This window comes from Rhizobium sp. K102 (genome assembly GCF_022385315.1).
Taxonomy (GTDB): domain Bacteria; phylum Pseudomonadota; class Alphaproteobacteria; order Rhizobiales; family Rhizobiaceae; genus Rhizobium; species Rhizobium croatiense.
In genome coordinates, this window is the sequence record NZ_CP092436.1 from 2,740,542 (window position 1) to 2,757,126 (window position 16,585).

The following is a 16,585-nucleotide window of genomic DNA, read 5'->3' on the forward strand; positions in this document are numbered from 1 at the left end:
GACGACGGCGGGAACGGGTGTCGTATCTTGCCTGCCGCCGTGAGATCGGCTTAGCACTTTCCCAATAGGGGCGCAAATGCTAAGCACTTATGCCAAAAGGGGAAAAAGTCACAAAAGCTTATGACCAATCTGGGTGATCTCGAAATCTTTGCCAAGGTCGTTTCGACGGGAAGCATGTCGCTTGCCGGGCGCATGCTCGGCTTTTCCCCGGCCGTCGTCTCCAAGCGCATCAAGCGGCTGGAGGACCGGCTCGGCACCCGGCTTTTGCAGCGCACGACGCGGCAGATTTCGCTGACGGAGGCCGGCCAGGGTTTCTACGACCGCGTTCTCGGCATCCTTGCCGGGCTGGAAGAGGCGGAATTTTATATTTCCGGCCGCGCGGCGCAGATGCACGGGACGCTGAAGATCTCGGCGCCGACCTCCTTCGGCCGCATGCATATCGCGCCGCACCTGAAGGCGTTCATGCAGGCGCATCCGGAGCTGGCGATCAACCTGGTGCTGACCGACGAATTCAGCGACATCGTCGGCGACGGCTTCGATCTGGCGATCCGTATCGCGGAACTCACCGATTCCAGCCTCGTCGCCCGGCGACTGGCACCGGTGCGCCGGCTGCTCTGCGCCTCGCCGGATTATCTCTCGGCGCATGGCGAGCCGCGTGATATCGACGATTTGAAACACCATCGCTGCCTGCCGGCACACAATGGCGACACCTGGCGGCTGAACGGGCCGAGCGGGGCGCTCAGCCTGCGGCCGGAAGGCATGCTGGTCACCAATTCCAGCGAAGTGATACGCGAGGCCGTCATCGCCGGCCTCGGGATCGCGCTGCGCTCCACCTGGGATATCGGCGAAGAACTCAAAGCCGGCCGTCTGGTGCAGGTGCTGCCGGCCTATGAAGGCTCGCACAATGTCACGCTGTCGGCCGTCTATCCCAGCCGGCAGTTCCTGCCGGCCAAAGTGCGGCTGTTCATCGACTATCTCACCGAACTTTACGGGCCGGTTCCCTATTGGGAGCGCTGACACTTCAGCACGGCATTCGCCACCATGCCGACGCACGAAACCACGTTCAGCTCTTCGGCGGCTTTGCTGCCATGACGGCCTGGAAGGCACGGACGGCATTGAGAGGCAAAGTTACCACATTTACAAAAATCCTAGTGGAACAATTGATGCCGCCATTGATTAGGAGTCCGGACGAAGCCATATTGTACACCTGTGCAATGTGACGCATTCGAGACAGGACGTGACGGATTTCTGAGCCTGCCCCAGCTCGATTTCCCTTAATGAAACAGCGATCAAATCGCGTTTCGGATCGTCTGAGGCTTTGGATTGCGTAAGCTTTTCGTGATACACGTATATGAGTGATTCCTAACAACCACTGCGAAGGTGACCCGACAATTGACTCTTCTCGCCCGATTGGCATCCGATGTGCAACTGATGTTTCGGCGGCCGCCGCGACAGCAATATGGTGCGATCTGTTACCGGGTGAAGAAGAAGAGCGGTGAGGTCGAAGTGTTGTTGCTGACGAGCCGCGACACCGGCCGCTGGGTCATCCCCAAGGGCTGGCCGATGAACGGGAGATGCGCTCATGAGGTCGCCGCGCAGGAAGCCTTCGAGGAAGCCGGTGTCCGCGGCGTCGCCGAAACGGAGACGCTCGGTGCCTACACCTATCCGAAGGTGTTGCGCGACGGGGTGCAGGTGGTCTGCAAGGTGCAGGTCTATGCGCTCGAAGTCACCGACATGGCAAAGAATTTCAAAGAAAAAGGCGAGCGCCGCATCGAATGGGTCTCGCTCGACGAAGCGACCGGGCGGGTGCGCGAACCGGAGCTACGCGGCCTTTTCCTCGCCTTCAAGCGCAAGATGACCGAGCGGCTTTCGGCCAAAGCGGCAAAGCAAATTCCGGCGGAATGAATCCTGCCATCTTGCGCTGCTAAAAAGGCAGCGTAAAAGCAGATTCATAGTTGGAAAAAAGAATGCCGCCCCGTCCCGCCGTTCTCACGAAACGCACGCTCGACAAGGACCTCGACAAGATCACCCATGCCGAGGATGCGGCAAAGCACGTCTTGCGGCGGCTGGTGGCGCCTGGTCTCGGGCTGATCTTCGTCGGCCTGACGATGATCTTTGCCGGTGTCTATGTGTTCGACCGCCCGGGAGCGATGCTCGTCGTGGCGGCGGCGGCCCTTGCCGGCTACATGGCGATGAATATCGGCGCCAACGACGTGACCAACAATGTCGGTGCGGCCGTCGGTGCGCGCGCCATGACGATGGGCCAGGCACTCATCATCGCCGCGATTTTCGAGGTCCTCGGCGCCACGATCGCCGGCGGCGAGGTCGTCAAGACGATTTCCTCCAACATCGTCGACGCCGTGCAGGTGCCGCAGGCGATACTTGGCTGGATCATGATGGCGGCGCTGATGGCGGCGGCCCTCTGGATCAACCTCGCCACCTGGATGAACGCGCCGGTTTCCACCACCCATGCGATCGTCGGCGCCGTGATCGGTGCCGGCATCTCGGCCGTCGGGACGGAGCCGGTGAACTGGCGGGTCATGCTGGAGATCACCTCGAGCTGGATCACCTCGCCGCTGATCGGCGGGCTGATCGCGGCCGGCCTGCTCTACCTCGTCAAGAGCCTGATCATCTATCGCGACGACAAGATCGCGGCGGCTCAGCGCTGGGTGCCGGTTCTGGTCGCGGTGATGGCCGGCGGCTTCATGGCCTATATGGTGCTGCAGCTGTCGCCGCCCGGCCGGTTTCCGTCTTTCACCGTCATCCTGATCGGCATCGGCATCGGGCTGGTCAGCTGGCTCGCCGCCCGGCCGCTCGTCCTCGCCCAGGCGCGGGACCTCGAAAACCGCAACAGCTCGCTGCGGGTGCTATTCCGGCTGCCGCTGATCGGCTCGGCGGCGCTGCTTTCCTTCGCGCATGGCGCAAACGACGTTTCGAACGCCGTCGGGCCGCTTTCGGCAATCGTCCACTCGGTCGGCATCGGCGGCGTCGACGGCGTCGGGCATCCGCCGCTCTGGGTGATGCTGATCGGCGCCTTCGGCATCTCCGTCGGCCTGCTGCTGTTCGGACCGCGCCTCATTCGCCTGGTCGGCGAGGAGATCACCAAGCTCAATCCGATGCGGGCCTATTGCGTCGCATTGTCGACCGCGTTCACCGTCATCGTCGCCTCCTGGCTCGGCCTGCCGGTCAGCACCACGCATATCGCTGTCGGCGCCGTCTTCGGCGTCGGCTTCTTCCGCGAATGGTATACGCGCCATTCGAAGCGCCGCATCGCCTATATCAGGCGCAAGGCCGAGAGCTTCGATATCGACGAGCCGGAGGAGCCGAACATCCATGAGCAGCGCCGGCGCTATCTCGTGCGCCGCTCGCATTTCATGACGATCGTCGCCGCCTGGATCGTCACCGTGCCGGTCTCGGGAGCGCTTGCCGCCGTGATTTATTGGGCTATGTTCGCGCTCTTCGTCTAGAACAGGATGGTTTTGGGCCCGCTAGGCCCAAAGTCCGAATCCTGGCCTAAAATTAAAGAGTTAGAGATGATGCCGTCCGAAGACCGCTCCCACATTTCGGCATCATGCTCTGAACCCCCGCGAGTTTTTTCAATGCGCGCCAATTTTCGCATGCAACGTCTTTTCGTCGATGCGCCGCTTTCTGCCGGCGCCGTCGTAGAGGCGAGCGCCGAGCAGTTCAACTATCTCGCCAATGTGCTGAGGATGGAGGCCGATGCCGAGATTCTGCTTTTCAACGGCCGTGACGGCGAGTGGAAAGCCAGCCTCACCTTTCCCACGCGCAAACGCATCCTGCTGACGGCAATCGAAGAGACGAGGCCGCAGCCCTCCACCTGCGACCTGCACTACCTCTTTGCGCCGCTCAAGGTCGGCCGCATGGATTATCTCGTGCAGAAGGCGGTGGAAATGGGCGCCGGCCTACTGCAGCCGGTCATGACCCAGCATGTTCAGGGCAAGATCACCAATCTCGACAAGCTGCGCGCCAATGTCGTCGAGGCGGCCGAGCAATGCGGCGTTCTCGGGATTCCCGAGGTGGCAGAACCGGTGAAGCTCTCCGACCTGCTCGACCGCTGGCCGAAGGAGCGTCGCATCATCTATTGCGACGAGGGCGAGGCCGGGCAGAACCCGCTGCCGGTGCTGTCGGGGATCCGGGAAAAGCATCTTGCACTGCTCGTCGGGCCGGAAGGCGGCTTTTCGGAAGAGGAGCGCGCACGGCTTCGCAGCCTTGATTTCGTTACCGCCATCCCGCTTGGACCGCGCATCCTGCGGGCCGACACGGCAGCGGTTGCGGCGCTCGCCGTAGTGCAGGCGGCAATCGGCGACTGGAACTAACGCTGAAAACGGGTTGACATGGAAATCGCTGCTATTTTTTTGATGCGTCGTTGAAAGAATTTCACTTGCAACATGGGTGGCTTGGGTCCTAATCAGCCTTCCAGTTGCCCGGCCCCCTGGGCGCATTTTTGAATACAGGTATCCCGCATGGCCCGCGACACTACCGACCAGACGCCGCTCTCTTCGGTCCAGGATCTGACCGATTACATCGCCGCGGGCAACAAGCCGCGGGAGCGCTTCCGGATCGGCACCGAGCATGAAAAGTTCGCCTTCTTCCGCGCCGACAACAGCCCGGTTCCCTATTTCGGCGAGGCCAGTATTTCGGCCTTGCTCACCGGCCTGCAGAAAAAGAGCGGCTGGGAGCCGATCATCGACGGCGGCAACATCATCGGCCTTGCCGAGCAGAGCGGCATGGGGGCGATCTCGATCGAGCCAGGCGGCCAGTTCGAACTGTCCGGTGCGCCGCTGGAGACGCTCCATGAAACCTGCCGGGAATCGAACCAGCATCTGGCGACACTGCGCGAAATCGCCGAACCGATGGGCATCCGCTTCCTCGGCATCGGCGGCAGTCCGAAATGGACCTATGCGCAGACGCCGCACATGCCGAAATCACGCTACGAGATCATGACCCGCTACATGCCGAAGGTCGGCAGCAAGGGTCTCGACATGATGTACCGCACCTGCACGATCCAGGTGAATCTCGATTTTTCCTCGGAAGCCGACATGCGCCAGAAGATGCGCGTCTCGATGAAGCTGCAATCGCTGGCGACCGCGCTGTTTGCATCCTCGCCTTTCACCGAGGGCAAGCCGAACGGGCTGCTCTCCTGGCGCGGCGATATCTGGCGCGACACCGACAACCGCCGCTCGGGCCTGCTCGATTTCACCTTCCGCGACGATTTCGGTTTCCGCGACTATGCCGAATGGGCGCTCGACGTGCCGATGTATTTCATCGTCCGCGACGGCCGCTATCACGATTGCACCCATGTCACCTTCCGCCAGTTCATGAACGGCGCGCTGAAGGGCGAGGTCGCCGATCCGGCGCCGACGATGGGCGACTGGACGAACCATCTTTCGACGCTCTTTCCCGACGTGCGGCTGAAGCGTTTCCTCGAAATGCGCGGCGCCGACGGCGGCCCGTGGCGGCGCATCTGTGCGTTGCCGGCCTTCTGGGTCGGCCTGCTCTATGATGATGCGGCCCTTCAGGCTGCCGACGAGATGACCAAGGATTGGAGCTTTGCCGAGATCGCTGCCCTGCGCGACGCCGTCCCCGCCGAAGGGCTGAAGGCTCAGTTTCGCGGGCATGCGCTGCTCGACGTGGCACGCGAGGTGGTCGGCATATCGAGGACCGGCCTCAAGACGCGCGGCAAGCTCAACCGCGAAGGCCAGGACGAAAGCATTTTCCTGGCGCCGCTCGACGAGGTGCTCGCCAAGAAGGCGACGCTCGCCGAGGATCTGCTGTCGCTCTATCACGGCCGCTGGAACGGCTCCGTCGAACCGGTCTTCGAGGACTATCAGTACTGAGCCTGCCGAGGTTTTTATCGGGTTCGGAAAAACGCCGCGCACGTTTGCCGGAACGGCTTTAAGTTCTTATGGCAAAAAGCGGTTTGCACATTACCTTTTCCGGATATAGTGGCGTTACACGCGTCACGACTCGGGGAAAGGGACCTCCATGCTGCCACTCTTCGACATGATGATGCAGGCACAGAACGGTGCGGCGATGGAAGCGGTCGCCCGGCAGTTCAACCTGGCGCAGGAACAGGCGACCAAGGCGATGGCGGCGCTGATGCCGGCCTTTTCCGCCGGCCTGAAGCGCAGCACCAGCAATCCTTACGATTTTGTCGGGCTGATGCAGGCCGTCGCTTCCGGCAATTATGCGCGATATTTCGAGGATATGAGCCGGGCTTTCACGCCAGAGGGCATTTCCGACGGCAACAACATCCTCGCCCAGCTCTTCGGCTCCAAAGAGGTTTCGCGGGCGGTCGCCGCCCAGGCGGCGCAGATGACCGGGATCGGCCAGGATATCTACAAGCAGATGCTGCCCGTATTGGCCGATACGCTGATGGGCGGGCTCTTCAAGCAGACGACCGGCCAGATGGCCTCGCCGGTCAACCCCTTCGTCAACACGGCGATGGGCGAGACCATTCAGAAATGGCTCGAGAGCACCGGCTTTGCGCCGAAACCGAAGGCCCCGGAACCCAACATCTTCGACAATCCCTTCACCCAGGCGATGCAGCTGATGTTCTCGATGCCGAAACAGGAACCGGCGCCTCAGCTGAACCCCTTCCTCGACAATCCCTTCGCCAAGGCCTTTCAGGAAATGATGACCGGGCTCGGCCAGCAACCGCCGGCCAAACAACCGGGCAAACAACCGGCGGCCAAGACGCCGGAGGCGCCGAAGGAAGAGGCAAAAGCCAATGCCGAGAGCTATACCGACATACTGAACGCCATGTTCGATAGCGGGCTTGAGGTGCAGAAAAGCTACCAGAGGAACCTGGAAGCGATTTTCGAAACCTACCGGCCGAAGCCCCCCGAAACCAAGGCATAAAAAAACCCGGCGATGGCTTGGGAAAAGCCGATCGCCGGGTCAAGCGGCAGGGCTATTGGCTATCACCCTGCGGGGAAACTCGACACTCCTACTCCTCGTGGGAGCGGAAGAGCTGCAGGCGCCAGCGATTGCGCGCCGAGCGCGTCAGATGTTCCGACGGGTCCTCGAAAAAGGTCGAGGCCAAGAAGGCGGAGGTCAGGTCGGCCCTTGTGAGGCCGATATCCCTCAGCTGACTGTCGTTCAGATCATGCAGCCCGTTGACCTCCATTCGATTGCGAAACCCGCGAAAGAGGGAGACCAGCGGAGCGAGGCCTGCCACCAGGCGCTGGGAAAGCGTCGGGGTCAGCTTACTGCAGTCGAGTTCTAGTGTTCGGTCCGTCGTGTGCATCGAACTCTCCTTTCTCGGGCACGCAACAACCCACCCCTCCCGCGAGGTCGTGCAGGAGGGATAAGGCTGAATTCTGCTTGGGCAGGCAGGGTGTCTGCCCTTCACTTTGCTTGATTTGCACCCCGAAGATGCCAAAGACCTATTGATCAGTCCAACGAATGTTTCTAATGATTATCATCAGCTATCTTTATGGGTGACACCATGTCCGCGCCTCTTGATCTCGACCAGTTGCAGACTTTCATCGCCATCGTCGATTCCGGCAGCTTCACCAAGGCGGCCGACAAGGTCTACAAGACTCAATCGGCTGTCTCCATGCAGATGCGCCGCCTCGAAGAGCGCATCGGCAAGCAGCTCTTCATCAAGGATGGCCGCGGCAACCGGCTGACGGTCGAGGGCGAGAAGCTGCTCAATTATGCCCGGCGCATCATCCGCCTCAACAATGAAGCGATCGCCGCTTTTGACGACAACAGGCTGGAGGGTATGCTGCGCATCGGCACCCCCGACGACTATGCCGACCGCTACATGCCCGAGATCATCGGCCGCTTTGCCAAGACGCATCCGAACGTCGAGCTCTACATCGTCTGCGAGCCGTCGATGGACCTTGCCGAGCGCATGCACAAGGGCGAGCTCGATATCGCGCTTGTCACCCACAATCCGCGCGAGCGCATGTCCGACGTGGTGCGAACCGAACCGCTCTGCTGGGTCGGCTCGGCCAATCATCCGATCCGCGACGACGCGCCGGTGCCGCTTGCCGTCGGCCGCCGCGACTGCCAGTGGCGTCAGCTCGCCTGCTCGGCGCTCGATGCCGTGGGCCGCGAACACCAGATCCTGTTCACCAGCTGGTCCTGCACCGTCGTCGCCGCGGCCGTGCTTGCCGGCATGGCGGTCTCGGTGATGCCGGAATCGGCGTTGCGCACAGGCATGAAGGTGCTGAGCCAGGCTGACGGCTTTCCGGCGCTGCCGCCGGTGCAGATCGGCATCATGAAGCGGCCGGGCGTTTCGATCTCGCTGATGAACGCGATCACCGCGCATATCACCGCCTGTCTCGACAACATCACGCCTGCTGTCATCGACGACGGTCTGGATGCGGACGTCAAATCAGCGCAGGCGCGCCTTTATCCGCGGCTGAAGGCCGCCAATATGGTGCCGAGCTGGTAGAGGCTCTCAGGCGGCCCGCGGCGCGGCCTCGGTAAAAAGGGAAGCGCGGATGACGCGTTTCCACTCGCCGAGCATGCGCCGCGCTATGGTCTCTTCGCTGATGGCGGCAAGCCGGATCACGGCGCCGATCAGATGGCTGAAAAGGTAAGTGCGGGCGAACATTTCCTCGTCGCAAAGATCGGGAGCCACCCTGCGCACGGCGTCATGAAAGATGCCGGCGACACGGCCGCTATGCTCTATATTCAGCCGCAGCAGATCCTGATCGGTCTCCGTCCCCATCCAGACGCCGAGATAGACGGGATCGTCATGGTAGGAATCATAGTACCAATCGATGATATCGCAGACGAGATCGAGCGCCTGGTCGAGCGACTGCACGTCGGAGAACATCGCCGCCGTCTTCGTCTGGATCGCCGAAGCGTGCTGATCGAACAGGGCTTTGACGATCGCCGCTTTCTCCGGGAAATACTGGTAGACCGAGCCGATCGGCACTTTGGCGGCGATCGCGAGTTCGGTCATCCGCATGGCGCTGACGCCCTTCTCGGCGATGATCCTGGCAGCGGCGGCGAGAATAAGATCCAGCCGCTGAATGCTGCGCTCCTGCTTCGGCTTCCTTCGCAAGCCAATGCGATCCATGCTTTCCGCGCCCATGTCGTTCCCATTCTTATTGTTGCGCGCAGAGGCTTTTGCCACCAGCGCGTCGAGCGGATATGACATGCAGGTCTTCATCAGGCGTAAACGGAAAGGCTCGCATTTTAACGACCGGCAAACGCGTATGAAAATCGGGAGTCCAGCTGTTCCCACCGGTTGCGCCAGGCTAGAGAATCCTTGAAATAGTTGCGAAATTCTCTTCGACGGGAAAAGGCTGATGTCGCGACTCTTCGTTGCGGGGGATGACCGTCCGGAGATTTTAGAACTTCGCAGACAGCGTCGCTTTAATCCCATGCTGCTGTGCGTCTTCCGCGATCTGGCCGGAATAGGCGATCCCGAGCGCAGCACCTTCGTTCAGGGCGACGTCAAGGCCGGCGTCGAGAATGAAGGCGTTCTGCGCCAGCGGCACGCCGGCGACGGTGAAGGCGTCGCCTGCTGCGAAAGCCTGCGTCGAGAAGGGGACGATATCGCCCGCGGCATGGCGCCAGCCTGACATGCCGTGCAGGGTGGCGTTCATCCCGCCGAGGTGAACCTCCATTTCGGCACGCAGGCCGAGCGTGGTGATGGTGGTGTTGGTCGTGCGGCCGGAGACCTCGAGTGCGGCCGCCCCGCCCTCTTCGGAGAAGCCCGCCGTTCGAATGCCAACATGGGCGAGATTGACGAAGGGCTCGAAGGAGGCCGCCGCCCTCTCGAACCGGTAGCCGAGCTCCGCAAAGCCCTGCAGCGTGCCGCCCCCATAGTTCGCGTCCAGCCTGTCCTCGAAGCTGCCGATCGCGACACGGCGGCTGGTTTCGATGTCATGCCACGTATAGGCAAGGCCGGAGCGGAAGGCGAGACCGCCCCAGTGCGTGCCGGCATAGAGGCCGAGATGATAATCGTCGCTCGAACCCGACGAAGCACGGTGACGGGGATCGAACCGGGAATTGCTGTAGCCGGCCATCAGGCCGAACCTGACCTCGTCGAAACTGCGGTCGACACCGGCGAGAAACCCGCCGGTCTGATGACGGAACGTGGCGGCATTGCCATCTGTGAATGCCTCGCTCAGACCGCCAAAGGCCGTGCTCCAGAAAACCGGTCCGTCCGCAGTCTCGGCGGCGGTCACTGCCGGAGCGCCGGGCCAGAAGCCTTGTATCGGAACCATGGCGGCGACGGGATCGCCGAAAGCCGAGCGCAGACGTTCATTGGCGGCCTCGCGAACAAACAGGCTCTGGGTGATCAGCGCCGTCTTGATCGACGCATGGATTTCGCCGGAAAGCGCGTCGAAGCTCGCCTGAACTTGCGACTCGTCGTCAGGCAGGGTGACGATCGCATCGTAGATGTCGTTGCCGGAGCCGAGGTTCTCGGCAGCCGCCGCCGTGGCAATCTGGTTGCTCGTCGAAGCCATGTCGGCAAAGCTCACATCATTGCGGGCAATTTCCAGGTAGACACTGTTCAAATCATAGGAGAGGTCGGCGGCCAGAAAGGCATAATTGGAGGTAACGGCGCCAAAGGTTCCGCTCACCCCGCCGCTCGCGGTCAGGATCGTATAGGTGGAGAACGGCCTGTACTCGCCATTCATTCCGATATGGGAAACGGTCGCGCCGCTGAGAAAGGCGGTGCCGGTAACCGACATCAAATCGCTCGCGGTGCCGGCGGGATCGACCTCGACCTCATAAGTAGCGCCCGGATCGAAAGTGAGATTGCCGCCAACGGTCAAGGTTCCGATCGAATTGCCCGGCGCAATGGTGACGCCCGCCCCGGCGGTCAGCGCGCCGATATCACCCGAGCCGCCCAGTCTGCCGCCCGTCATCGTCAGGATGCCGCCAAGGCTGCCATTGACGATCAGGCGGCCGTCCGAAACCGTTGTCGTCCCGGTAAAGGCCGAACTGTCGCCGGTCAGGCGCAGGGTGCCGCTGCCGGCCATCGTGAAGTCGCCGCTGCCGGAGAGTACGCCGCCATAGGTGCTCTCAATTGCCTGATCGAGCGTGAGGTCGGTGCTGCCGAGCGCGATCTCCCCGCCGCTTCCCGAAAGCTCACCCATGGTCAGGTCGAAGCCGCCGAGATCGAGTATGCCGCCATTGATGGCGTAAGCGCGGTTCTGCACGAAGGCACCGGCGCTGCCCGCCAGAAGCGTGCCGGCCTCGACCGTCGTCACGCCGGTATAGCTGTTGGTGCCGGACAGCGTCAGCGTGCCCGTACCCTGCTTGGTCAGGCCACCAACGCCTTGCAGATCCGTGGTTATGCCGACAGCAAAGCCGTTGGTGTCGATAAAGGCGCCGCCCGAACTGGCCGTCACTTCGCCGGCGCTGAAGCCACGCAGGAAATTCGCCTCATTGCCCGTTGCCCGCAGAATGCCGCCGTCGAAAACGAGGCTCGCACTGCCGCCGCCTCTCTCGACATAGCCGGTCTCCAGGACGCCGCGCCCGCTCCCGGCGCTTCCGGCAAGTTCGACGGTACCGGTTGCGCCGGAATCATCCGCGATAACGACCTCGGACGCCGATACCATGCCGGCTTCGTCGATGGTCACGCTGCCCGAACCGAATTGGCCGACGAACAGCGTTCCGGAACTGATCCAGCTCGAGCCTGCGCCGGTCACGCTGACCACACCGCTGCCGTTCGAACTGAAGCCGACATAACCGAAGCTGCCGGTGACAGAGCCACCATTCGAAATGGTCAGCGTTCCCGCGCCGGCCGCGCCGACCGAGACCTCGATGGAATTGCCCCAGAGCGAGTTGGCGCCCGTAACGATGACCTCGCCAATGGCGCTGGAATCATTGCTGATATAGCTGGATGCACTGTTGACCGTTCCGCCATTCGAAATGATCAGAGTGCCGGTGCCGCTGTCGCCGATGGTGAGATCCTGGACGTTTGTCCAGGTCGAACCTGTGCCGGTGACCGTTACCGTTCCGCTGGCGCCGGAAAAATAGCCGATATAGCCGAACTGGCTGTCGACCACGGCGCCGTCTTCGATGGTCAGCGCTCCGGTGCCCTGATGGCCGACATAAAGGTCGTCGGAATTGCTCCAGCTCGAGCCTGAGCCGGTGACCGTCACCGTACCGCTGGCGCCGGGATCGACGCCGAGCACGCCGATATCATTGCTGACCGCGCCGCCGTTGCGGATGATGAGGGTCGCATCGTCGCCATTCTGATCGCCAATGACGAGATCGGTATTGATGGTCCAGGGACTCGGCTGCGTGCCCGGGCCGGTGCCGCCCGGGTCGTTGCCGTCGACGATCTCCGTGTCGTTGCCGGCAATGACCTGCTGCGCCCGTCCCGGCTCCGCTGCCAGCATCAGCGCCAGCGCCGCAGTGCTCGCCGAACCCGCAAGTCGCAGCATAGCCATGCGATGGATCGCCGCCCCGCCTGTCCTCTCGTCCATCTTCGCTCGCAAACCGTCCCCGCCATCACTCGCTCGCGCAGAAATAGACGAATCAATTTAAATATTAGTAACCATGTTCTCGAAGTTATTCTTCGACGAGCGCCCGTGTCTTTCCGCACGCGCGATGGATGCTGCAACATTTTGAATTTATGCATAATTTGTTCTTGAATCGATTCCGATTCAGGGAGTCATGCCGTTGGTCACAGCGCGTTATCCGATTGCCATCCACCCGGCCAGCCACACCCACATGGCGGCGAGCACGAGGTAACCGGCGGCGAAGATCGGGCTGCGGTAGCGCAGATCATTGCTGGTGACATGGATCGCCGCATGCGCATAACGCAGGGCGACGAAGACCCAGGCGAGCGTGACGGCGACAAGATTGTCGGCCTCGGTGACATAGAGAAGAATGCAGCAGGCATAGAAGAGCACAGGCAGTTCGAACTGGTTGGCGAGACAGTTCTTGACGGCGAGACTTTCGGCCGGCTCGTCACGATTTTCGCGATAATCCGATTTCGCGATCCTGCCGGCGCGGACCATTTTTGCGCGCCGCTGCCCAAGAAGCGCATAAAGACCATAGACCAGGGCCACATGGGCAAGCAGTGGCCAGAAGATTTGATAGCCGGTCATATGCTCCCTCAAGTCCTTTCCGTTTCCGCATTCGTTGCGAGGAGTAGCCGAAAGGGGAGCAGGATGCCAGCGGCTGAGGCCGCGTCTCAGTCCTGGCGCGGCGACAGCCAGCGGACGATGGCAAGCCGGGCGAGGAGGATGAAGCAGATGGCGAGGCTTGCGAATTTCAGCCGCGTCATCCACGGCAGCAGATGCGCGGCAAGACCTGCGGTTCCACCGTCGCCGAAGGCGATCAGACTTGAGATATTCTCGCTGTAGTCAGCGATGCCATAAAGGAACGGCAGCAGGTAGACCGCCTTGGCGATGAGCGGGTGTGCCGATCGGCCGAACCACGCGCCACCAGGGCCGAGCTTGAGGAATGAGAGGAACAGCAGTGCCGTCAGCAATGCCGGAAAGATCAGTTCCGGCCCGAAATACATAGCTCTGAGCAGCCTGGTCGCCGTCTCGTTGTCATCGAGCAGCGTCTGCATGTGAAAGACGGCGGATTCGTCGTAACCGGCGAAATAGGTGTCGAGCACCGCCTGGCCGGTTTCATGCTTGAAGGGAACGACGAAGCCGAAGGTCGTCCAGGCGAGCACGGCAAGGCAGAGAGCGGCGAGCAGCGCGATGATCAAGAGCGGAATCCCGCTGCCCGCCTTCATGGTCAGAGACCGGCGCCCGGATAGTTCGGGCTTTCCCGGGTGATCGTCACGTCATGCGCATGGCTTTCGCGAAGACCGGCGCCGGAGATGCGCACGAAGGTGGCCCGCTCCTGGAAGTCCTTCAGATCCTTGCCGCCGACATAGCCCATAGCCGCCTTGAGGCCGCCGGCGAGCTGGTGGACGACGGCCGAGACGGGGCCCTTGTACGGCACCTGGCCCTCGATGCCCTCAGGCACGAGCTTCAGCGTGTCGCGCACCTCCGCCTGGAAATAGCGGTCGGCAGAGCCGCGGGCCATGGCCCCGACGGAGCCCATGCCGCGATAGGCCTTGAAGGAACGGCCCTGGTAGAGATAGACCTCGCCTGGGCTCTCATCGGTGCCGGCAAGCAGCGAGCCGATCATGACGGCGGAAGCGCCGGCAGCGATCGCCTTGGCCAGGTCGCCGGAAAATTTGATGCCACCATCGGCGATAACGGGCACATTCTGATCCTGGGCGGCCTGAACGGCCGACATGATGGCGGCGAGCTGCGGAACGCCGACGCCGGCGACGATACGCGTGGTGCAGATCGAGCCCGGGCCGATACCGACCTTGACGGCATCCGCACCCGCATCGATCAGCGCTCTGGTGCCGTCATAGGTGGCGACGTTGCCGGCCATGATGCGTATCGAGTTGGACAGCTTCTTGACCCGGGTGACGGCATCCAGCACGCGCTGCGAGTGGCCGTGAGCGGTATCGACGACCAAGAGGTCGACGCCGGCCTCGATCAGCCGCTCGGCGCGCTCGAAGCCGTCATCGCCGACGCTGATGGCGGCGGCGGCGCGAAGCCTGCCTTGGGCATCCTTGGAGGCATTCGGGTTCAGCTGCGACTTCTCGATATCCTTGACGGTGATGAGGCCGACGCAGCGGCCTTCGGTATCGACGACCAGCAGCTTTTCGATGCGATGCGAGTGAAGCAGGCGCTTGGCCTCCTGCTGATCGACGTTTTCCTTGACGGTGACCAGATTGTCCTTGGTCATCAGCTCGTGGATCTTCTGCTCCGGATCGGAGGCGAAGCGAACGTCGCGATTGGTCAGGATGCCGACGAGGCGGCCGGACTTCTCGACGACCGGGATGCCGGAGATGCCGTGCGACTTCATCAGGCCGAGCGCCTCGGCAAGCTTTGCATCCGGCCCGATGGTGACCGGATTGACGACCATGCCGCTTTCGAACTTCTTCACCTGGCGGACTTCTTCGGCCTGCTCGACCGGCGTCAGGTTGCGGTGGATGACGCCGAGGCCGCCGGCCTGGGCCATGGCGATCGCCAACCGGCTTTCGGTGACCGTGTCCATGGCCGACGAGAGGATCGGGATGTTGAGGTCGAAGTCGCGGGCGATGCGGGTCGCGATGTTCGTCTGCCCCGGCATGACCTCGGAATGGCCGGGCTGCAGCAGCACGTCGTCGAAGGTGAGCGCGTCCGCGCCGGTTGCCGTTTCAATGATGCGGGCCATGGCCAAATTCCTTCATTTAATAAGAATGCAATCCTGCCCGGAAACGAATCGTCCGCCCCGGCGGTGTGCATGAGTTGCTTGGAAGTTGGCGAGGGCTGGTAACACGTCTATGACAGGAAGGAAATAGCAAAAAGCCCGGCGTGCCCGCCGGGCTCGTCATGGGTGCCACGCACGAAGAGCAATTCCCGCGAAAAACGGAACAGCTTGCGATCAGATATCGAACTGATAGGTCTTTGGCACGAAGCGATAGCCGCCGTCCTGCCGCTCGGCGAAACCGACCGCCGGGAACGGCATGTGATAGCCGAGGAAGGCGATCTTGTCGGCCGCGATCATGTCGAAAACCTTGCGGCGGGCGGCGGCCGCCTGCGCCTTGTCCATATCGAAGCGCACCTCCCAATCCGGCCGCAGCAGCGACAGGATATAGTGGTTGGCCGTATCGCCGGTCAGTACCAGGCGCCTTCCTTCCGATTCGACGTGGAACACCATGTGCCCAGGGCTGTGGCCGGCTGCCAGCATCGCGGTCATGCCCGGCGCGACGCTGGCGCCGTCCTTGATGAAGGTGGCTTTTTCGACGAGCGGCTTCACATTGGCGAGCACTGCCTTGTGGCCGCCCTCGGCTGGTGTGCCCTCGCGCGCGGTGTTCGACCAGAAATCATATTCGGCCTCACCGATGACATAACGGGCATTCTTGAAGGCGGGCGCGCCGTCTTCCATCAGCCCGCCGATGTGATCGCCGTGCAGATGGGTCAGAGCCACCAGGGTCACGTCCTCGGGTGAATATCCCGCCACTTTCAGGCCCTCGGCGAGCTTTCCGAGCCCGCGGGCGCGGCCGCCGGCGCCAAAGCCGGTGTCGACGAGAATGAGATCGGAACCGGTGTCGATGAGAACAGGCGCATAGCCGTTCAGGAGCTTGTCGGCCGGCAGGAAGTTGGCGGTCAGCAACGCCTGGACGGTTTCGGGATCCTGATTGGTGCCGTAGGTCTCATAGGGTTTTTCGGAGATATTGATCCCGTCCCTGACGACGGTGAACTTATAGGAACCGAGCTTGAACTGATTGATTTCGGGTAAAGGCGCTATATCCATACGTCTGCTTGCTCCAGTGGCGGCCGCTTCGGCCTTCTCTCTCAAAATTGCCGGCGCCGCCAGCAGGCCGAGGCTTGCTGCAAAAAGCGTGCGCCGTGTCATTCGCGTTGAAATTGCCATATATCCATCCCCCATGACGCGTGCTTTGTCGCTGCGCGGCCGATGATACCCGCCGGATTTCTTGCCCCGGCCAGTAAAACATATGTCAATCTTGGTAGCGGACCTTGTCGGACAAGCCGTCTCACGCAGACGTGAAGCAAACATCGCATCGAACCGGATTTGAGCATTGGCAGCTCCCGGAACTCGGACTAAA

At 62.1% G+C, this 16,585-nt stretch carries 14 protein-coding genes; 7 read left to right on the forward strand and 7 right to left on the reverse strand.

Annotated features, from left to right (window positions below; all coding sequences use genetic code 11):
* Nucleotides 1-120: 120 nt before the first annotated feature.
* The 6 genes from MHI61_RS19560 to MHI61_RS19585 all read left to right on the forward strand — a co-directional run bounded on the left by MHI61_RS19560 (nucleotide 121) and on the right by MHI61_RS19585 (nucleotide 6,882).
* Nucleotides 121-1,017, forward strand: coding sequence for a LysR family transcriptional regulator (locus tag MHI61_RS19560; RefSeq protein WP_239790164.1), 897 nt, complete (start codon nucleotides 121-123; stop codon nucleotides 1,015-1,017).
* 375 nt (nucleotides 1,018-1,392) lie between these two features.
* The gene (locus MHI61_RS19565; protein WP_239790165.1) at nucleotides 1,393-1,905 is read left to right on the forward strand and encodes an NUDIX hydrolase; all 513 of its coding nucleotides are present in this window, start codon (nucleotides 1,393-1,395) and stop codon (nucleotides 1,903-1,905) included.
* 62 nt (nucleotides 1,906-1,967) lie between these two features.
* Nucleotides 1,968-3,467, forward strand: a complete 1,500-nt coding sequence (locus MHI61_RS19570) for an inorganic phosphate transporter (RefSeq protein ID WP_239790166.1) — start codon at nucleotides 1,968-1,970, stop codon at nucleotides 3,465-3,467.
* Nucleotides 3,468-3,599: 132 nt separating this feature from the next.
* Nucleotides 3,600-4,337 (forward strand): 16S rRNA (uracil(1498)-N(3))-methyltransferase, encoded by a 738-nt coding sequence (locus tag MHI61_RS19575; protein ID WP_239790167.1) that lies wholly within the window; start codon nucleotides 3,600-3,602, stop codon nucleotides 4,335-4,337.
* 147 nt (nucleotides 4,338-4,484) lie between these two features.
* A complete protein-coding gene (locus MHI61_RS19580) occupies nucleotides 4,485-5,858 on the forward strand; it encodes a glutamate--cysteine ligase (protein ID WP_239790168.1) in 1,374 nt (457 codons plus the stop codon).
* 148 nt (nucleotides 5,859-6,006) lie between these two features.
* The gene (locus MHI61_RS19585; RefSeq protein ID WP_239790169.1) at nucleotides 6,007-6,882 is read left to right on the forward strand and encodes a DUF937 domain-containing protein; all 876 of its coding nucleotides are present in this window, start codon (nucleotides 6,007-6,009) and stop codon (nucleotides 6,880-6,882) included.
* Nucleotides 6,883-6,970: 88 nt separating this feature from the next.
* Here the strand turns inward: MHI61_RS19585 and MHI61_RS19590 are convergent, their stop codons facing one another.
* Nucleotides 6,971-7,270, reverse strand: a complete 300-nt coding sequence (locus tag MHI61_RS19590) for a DUF1127 domain-containing protein (protein ID WP_183839263.1) — start codon at nucleotides 7,268-7,270, stop codon at nucleotides 6,971-6,973.
* A gap of 201 nt (nucleotides 7,271-7,471) precedes the next feature.
* Between MHI61_RS19590 and MHI61_RS19595 the strand changes: the two genes are divergently transcribed.
* The gene (locus MHI61_RS19595; RefSeq protein WP_012482798.1) at nucleotides 7,472-8,428 is read left to right on the forward strand and encodes a LysR substrate-binding domain-containing protein; all 957 of its coding nucleotides are present in this window, start codon (nucleotides 7,472-7,474) and stop codon (nucleotides 8,426-8,428) included.
* A gap of 6 nt (nucleotides 8,429-8,434) precedes the next feature.
* Here MHI61_RS19595 and MHI61_RS19600 read toward each other — a convergent pair whose 3' ends face one another.
* From MHI61_RS19600 to MHI61_RS19625, 6 genes are all read right to left on the reverse strand, one after another.
* Nucleotides 8,435-9,076 carry a TetR family transcriptional regulator gene (locus tag MHI61_RS19600; RefSeq protein ID WP_239792880.1) on the reverse strand — a complete coding sequence of 214 codons (642 nt, stop codon included), beginning with the start codon at nucleotides 9,074-9,076 and terminating at the stop codon, nucleotides 8,435-8,437.
* A gap of 259 nt (nucleotides 9,077-9,335) precedes the next feature.
* Nucleotides 9,336-12,434, reverse strand: coding sequence for an autotransporter domain-containing protein (locus MHI61_RS19605; RefSeq protein WP_239790170.1), 3,099 nt, complete (start codon nucleotides 12,432-12,434; stop codon nucleotides 9,336-9,338).
* A 210-nt stretch (nucleotides 12,435-12,644) separates the two neighbouring features.
* Nucleotides 12,645-13,061, reverse strand: a complete 417-nt coding sequence (locus MHI61_RS19610; RefSeq protein WP_239790171.1) for an MAPEG family protein — start codon at nucleotides 13,059-13,061, stop codon at nucleotides 12,645-12,647.
* Between the two features lie 86 nt (nucleotides 13,062-13,147).
* On the reverse strand, nucleotides 13,148-13,702 hold the full coding sequence (locus tag MHI61_RS19615; protein WP_239790172.1) for a hypothetical protein: 555 nt from the start codon (nucleotides 13,700-13,702) through the stop codon (nucleotides 13,148-13,150).
* Nucleotides 13,703-13,704: 2 nt separating this feature from the next.
* Entirely contained in the window at nucleotides 13,705-15,189 is a 1,485-nt protein-coding gene (gene guaB, locus MHI61_RS19620; protein WP_239790173.1) for an IMP dehydrogenase, read from the reverse strand.
* A gap of 210 nt (nucleotides 15,190-15,399) precedes the next feature.
* On the reverse strand, nucleotides 15,400-16,392 hold the full coding sequence (locus tag MHI61_RS19625) for an MBL fold metallo-hydrolase (RefSeq protein WP_239790174.1): 993 nt from the start codon (nucleotides 16,390-16,392) through the stop codon (nucleotides 15,400-15,402).
* Between the last annotated feature and the right edge of the window lie 193 nt (nucleotides 16,393-16,585).

What these genes read in the sequence shown, in the direction of transcription:
- MHI61_RS19610 (WP_239790171.1), bottom strand. Translation starts at nt 13,061, where the DNA reads ATGACCGGCTATCAAATCTTCTGGCCACTGCTTGCCCATGTGGCCCTG.
- MHI61_RS19615 (WP_239790172.1), bottom strand. Translation starts at nt 13,702, where the DNA reads ATGAAGGCGGGCAGCGGGATTCCGCTCTTGATCATCGCGCTGCTCGCC.
- MHI61_RS19600 (WP_239792880.1), bottom strand. Translation starts at nt 9,076, where the DNA reads ATGGGCGCGGAAAGCATGGATCGCATTGGCTTGCGAAGGAAGCCGAAG.
- guaB (WP_239790173.1), bottom strand. Translation starts at nt 15,189, where the DNA reads ATGGCCCGCATCATTGAAACGGCAACCGGCGCGGACGCGCTCACCTTC.
- MHI61_RS19585 (WP_239790169.1), top strand. Translation starts at nt 6,007, where the DNA reads ATGCTGCCACTCTTCGACATGATGATGCAGGCACAGAACGGTGCGGCG.
- MHI61_RS19590 (WP_183839263.1), bottom strand. Translation starts at nt 7,270, where the DNA reads ATGCACACGACGGACCGAACACTAGAACTCGACTGCAGTAAGCTGACC.
- MHI61_RS19605 (WP_239790170.1), bottom strand. Translation starts at nt 12,434, where the DNA reads ATGGACGAGAGGACAGGCGGGGCGGCGATCCATCGCATGGCTATGCTG.
- MHI61_RS19570 (WP_239790166.1), top strand. Translation starts at nt 1,968, where the DNA reads ATGCCGCCCCGTCCCGCCGTTCTCACGAAACGCACGCTCGACAAGGAC.
- MHI61_RS19595 (WP_012482798.1), top strand. Translation starts at nt 7,472, where the DNA reads ATGTCCGCGCCTCTTGATCTCGACCAGTTGCAGACTTTCATCGCCATC.
- MHI61_RS19625 (WP_239790174.1), bottom strand. Translation starts at nt 16,392, where the DNA reads ATGGCAATTTCAACGCGAATGACACGGCGCACGCTTTTTGCAGCAAGC.
- MHI61_RS19580 (WP_239790168.1), top strand. Translation starts at nt 4,485, where the DNA reads ATGGCCCGCGACACTACCGACCAGACGCCGCTCTCTTCGGTCCAGGAT.
- MHI61_RS19575 (WP_239790167.1), top strand. Translation starts at nt 3,600, where the DNA reads ATGCGCGCCAATTTTCGCATGCAACGTCTTTTCGTCGATGCGCCGCTT.
- MHI61_RS19560 (WP_239790164.1), top strand. Translation starts at nt 121, where the DNA reads ATGACCAATCTGGGTGATCTCGAAATCTTTGCCAAGGTCGTTTCGACG.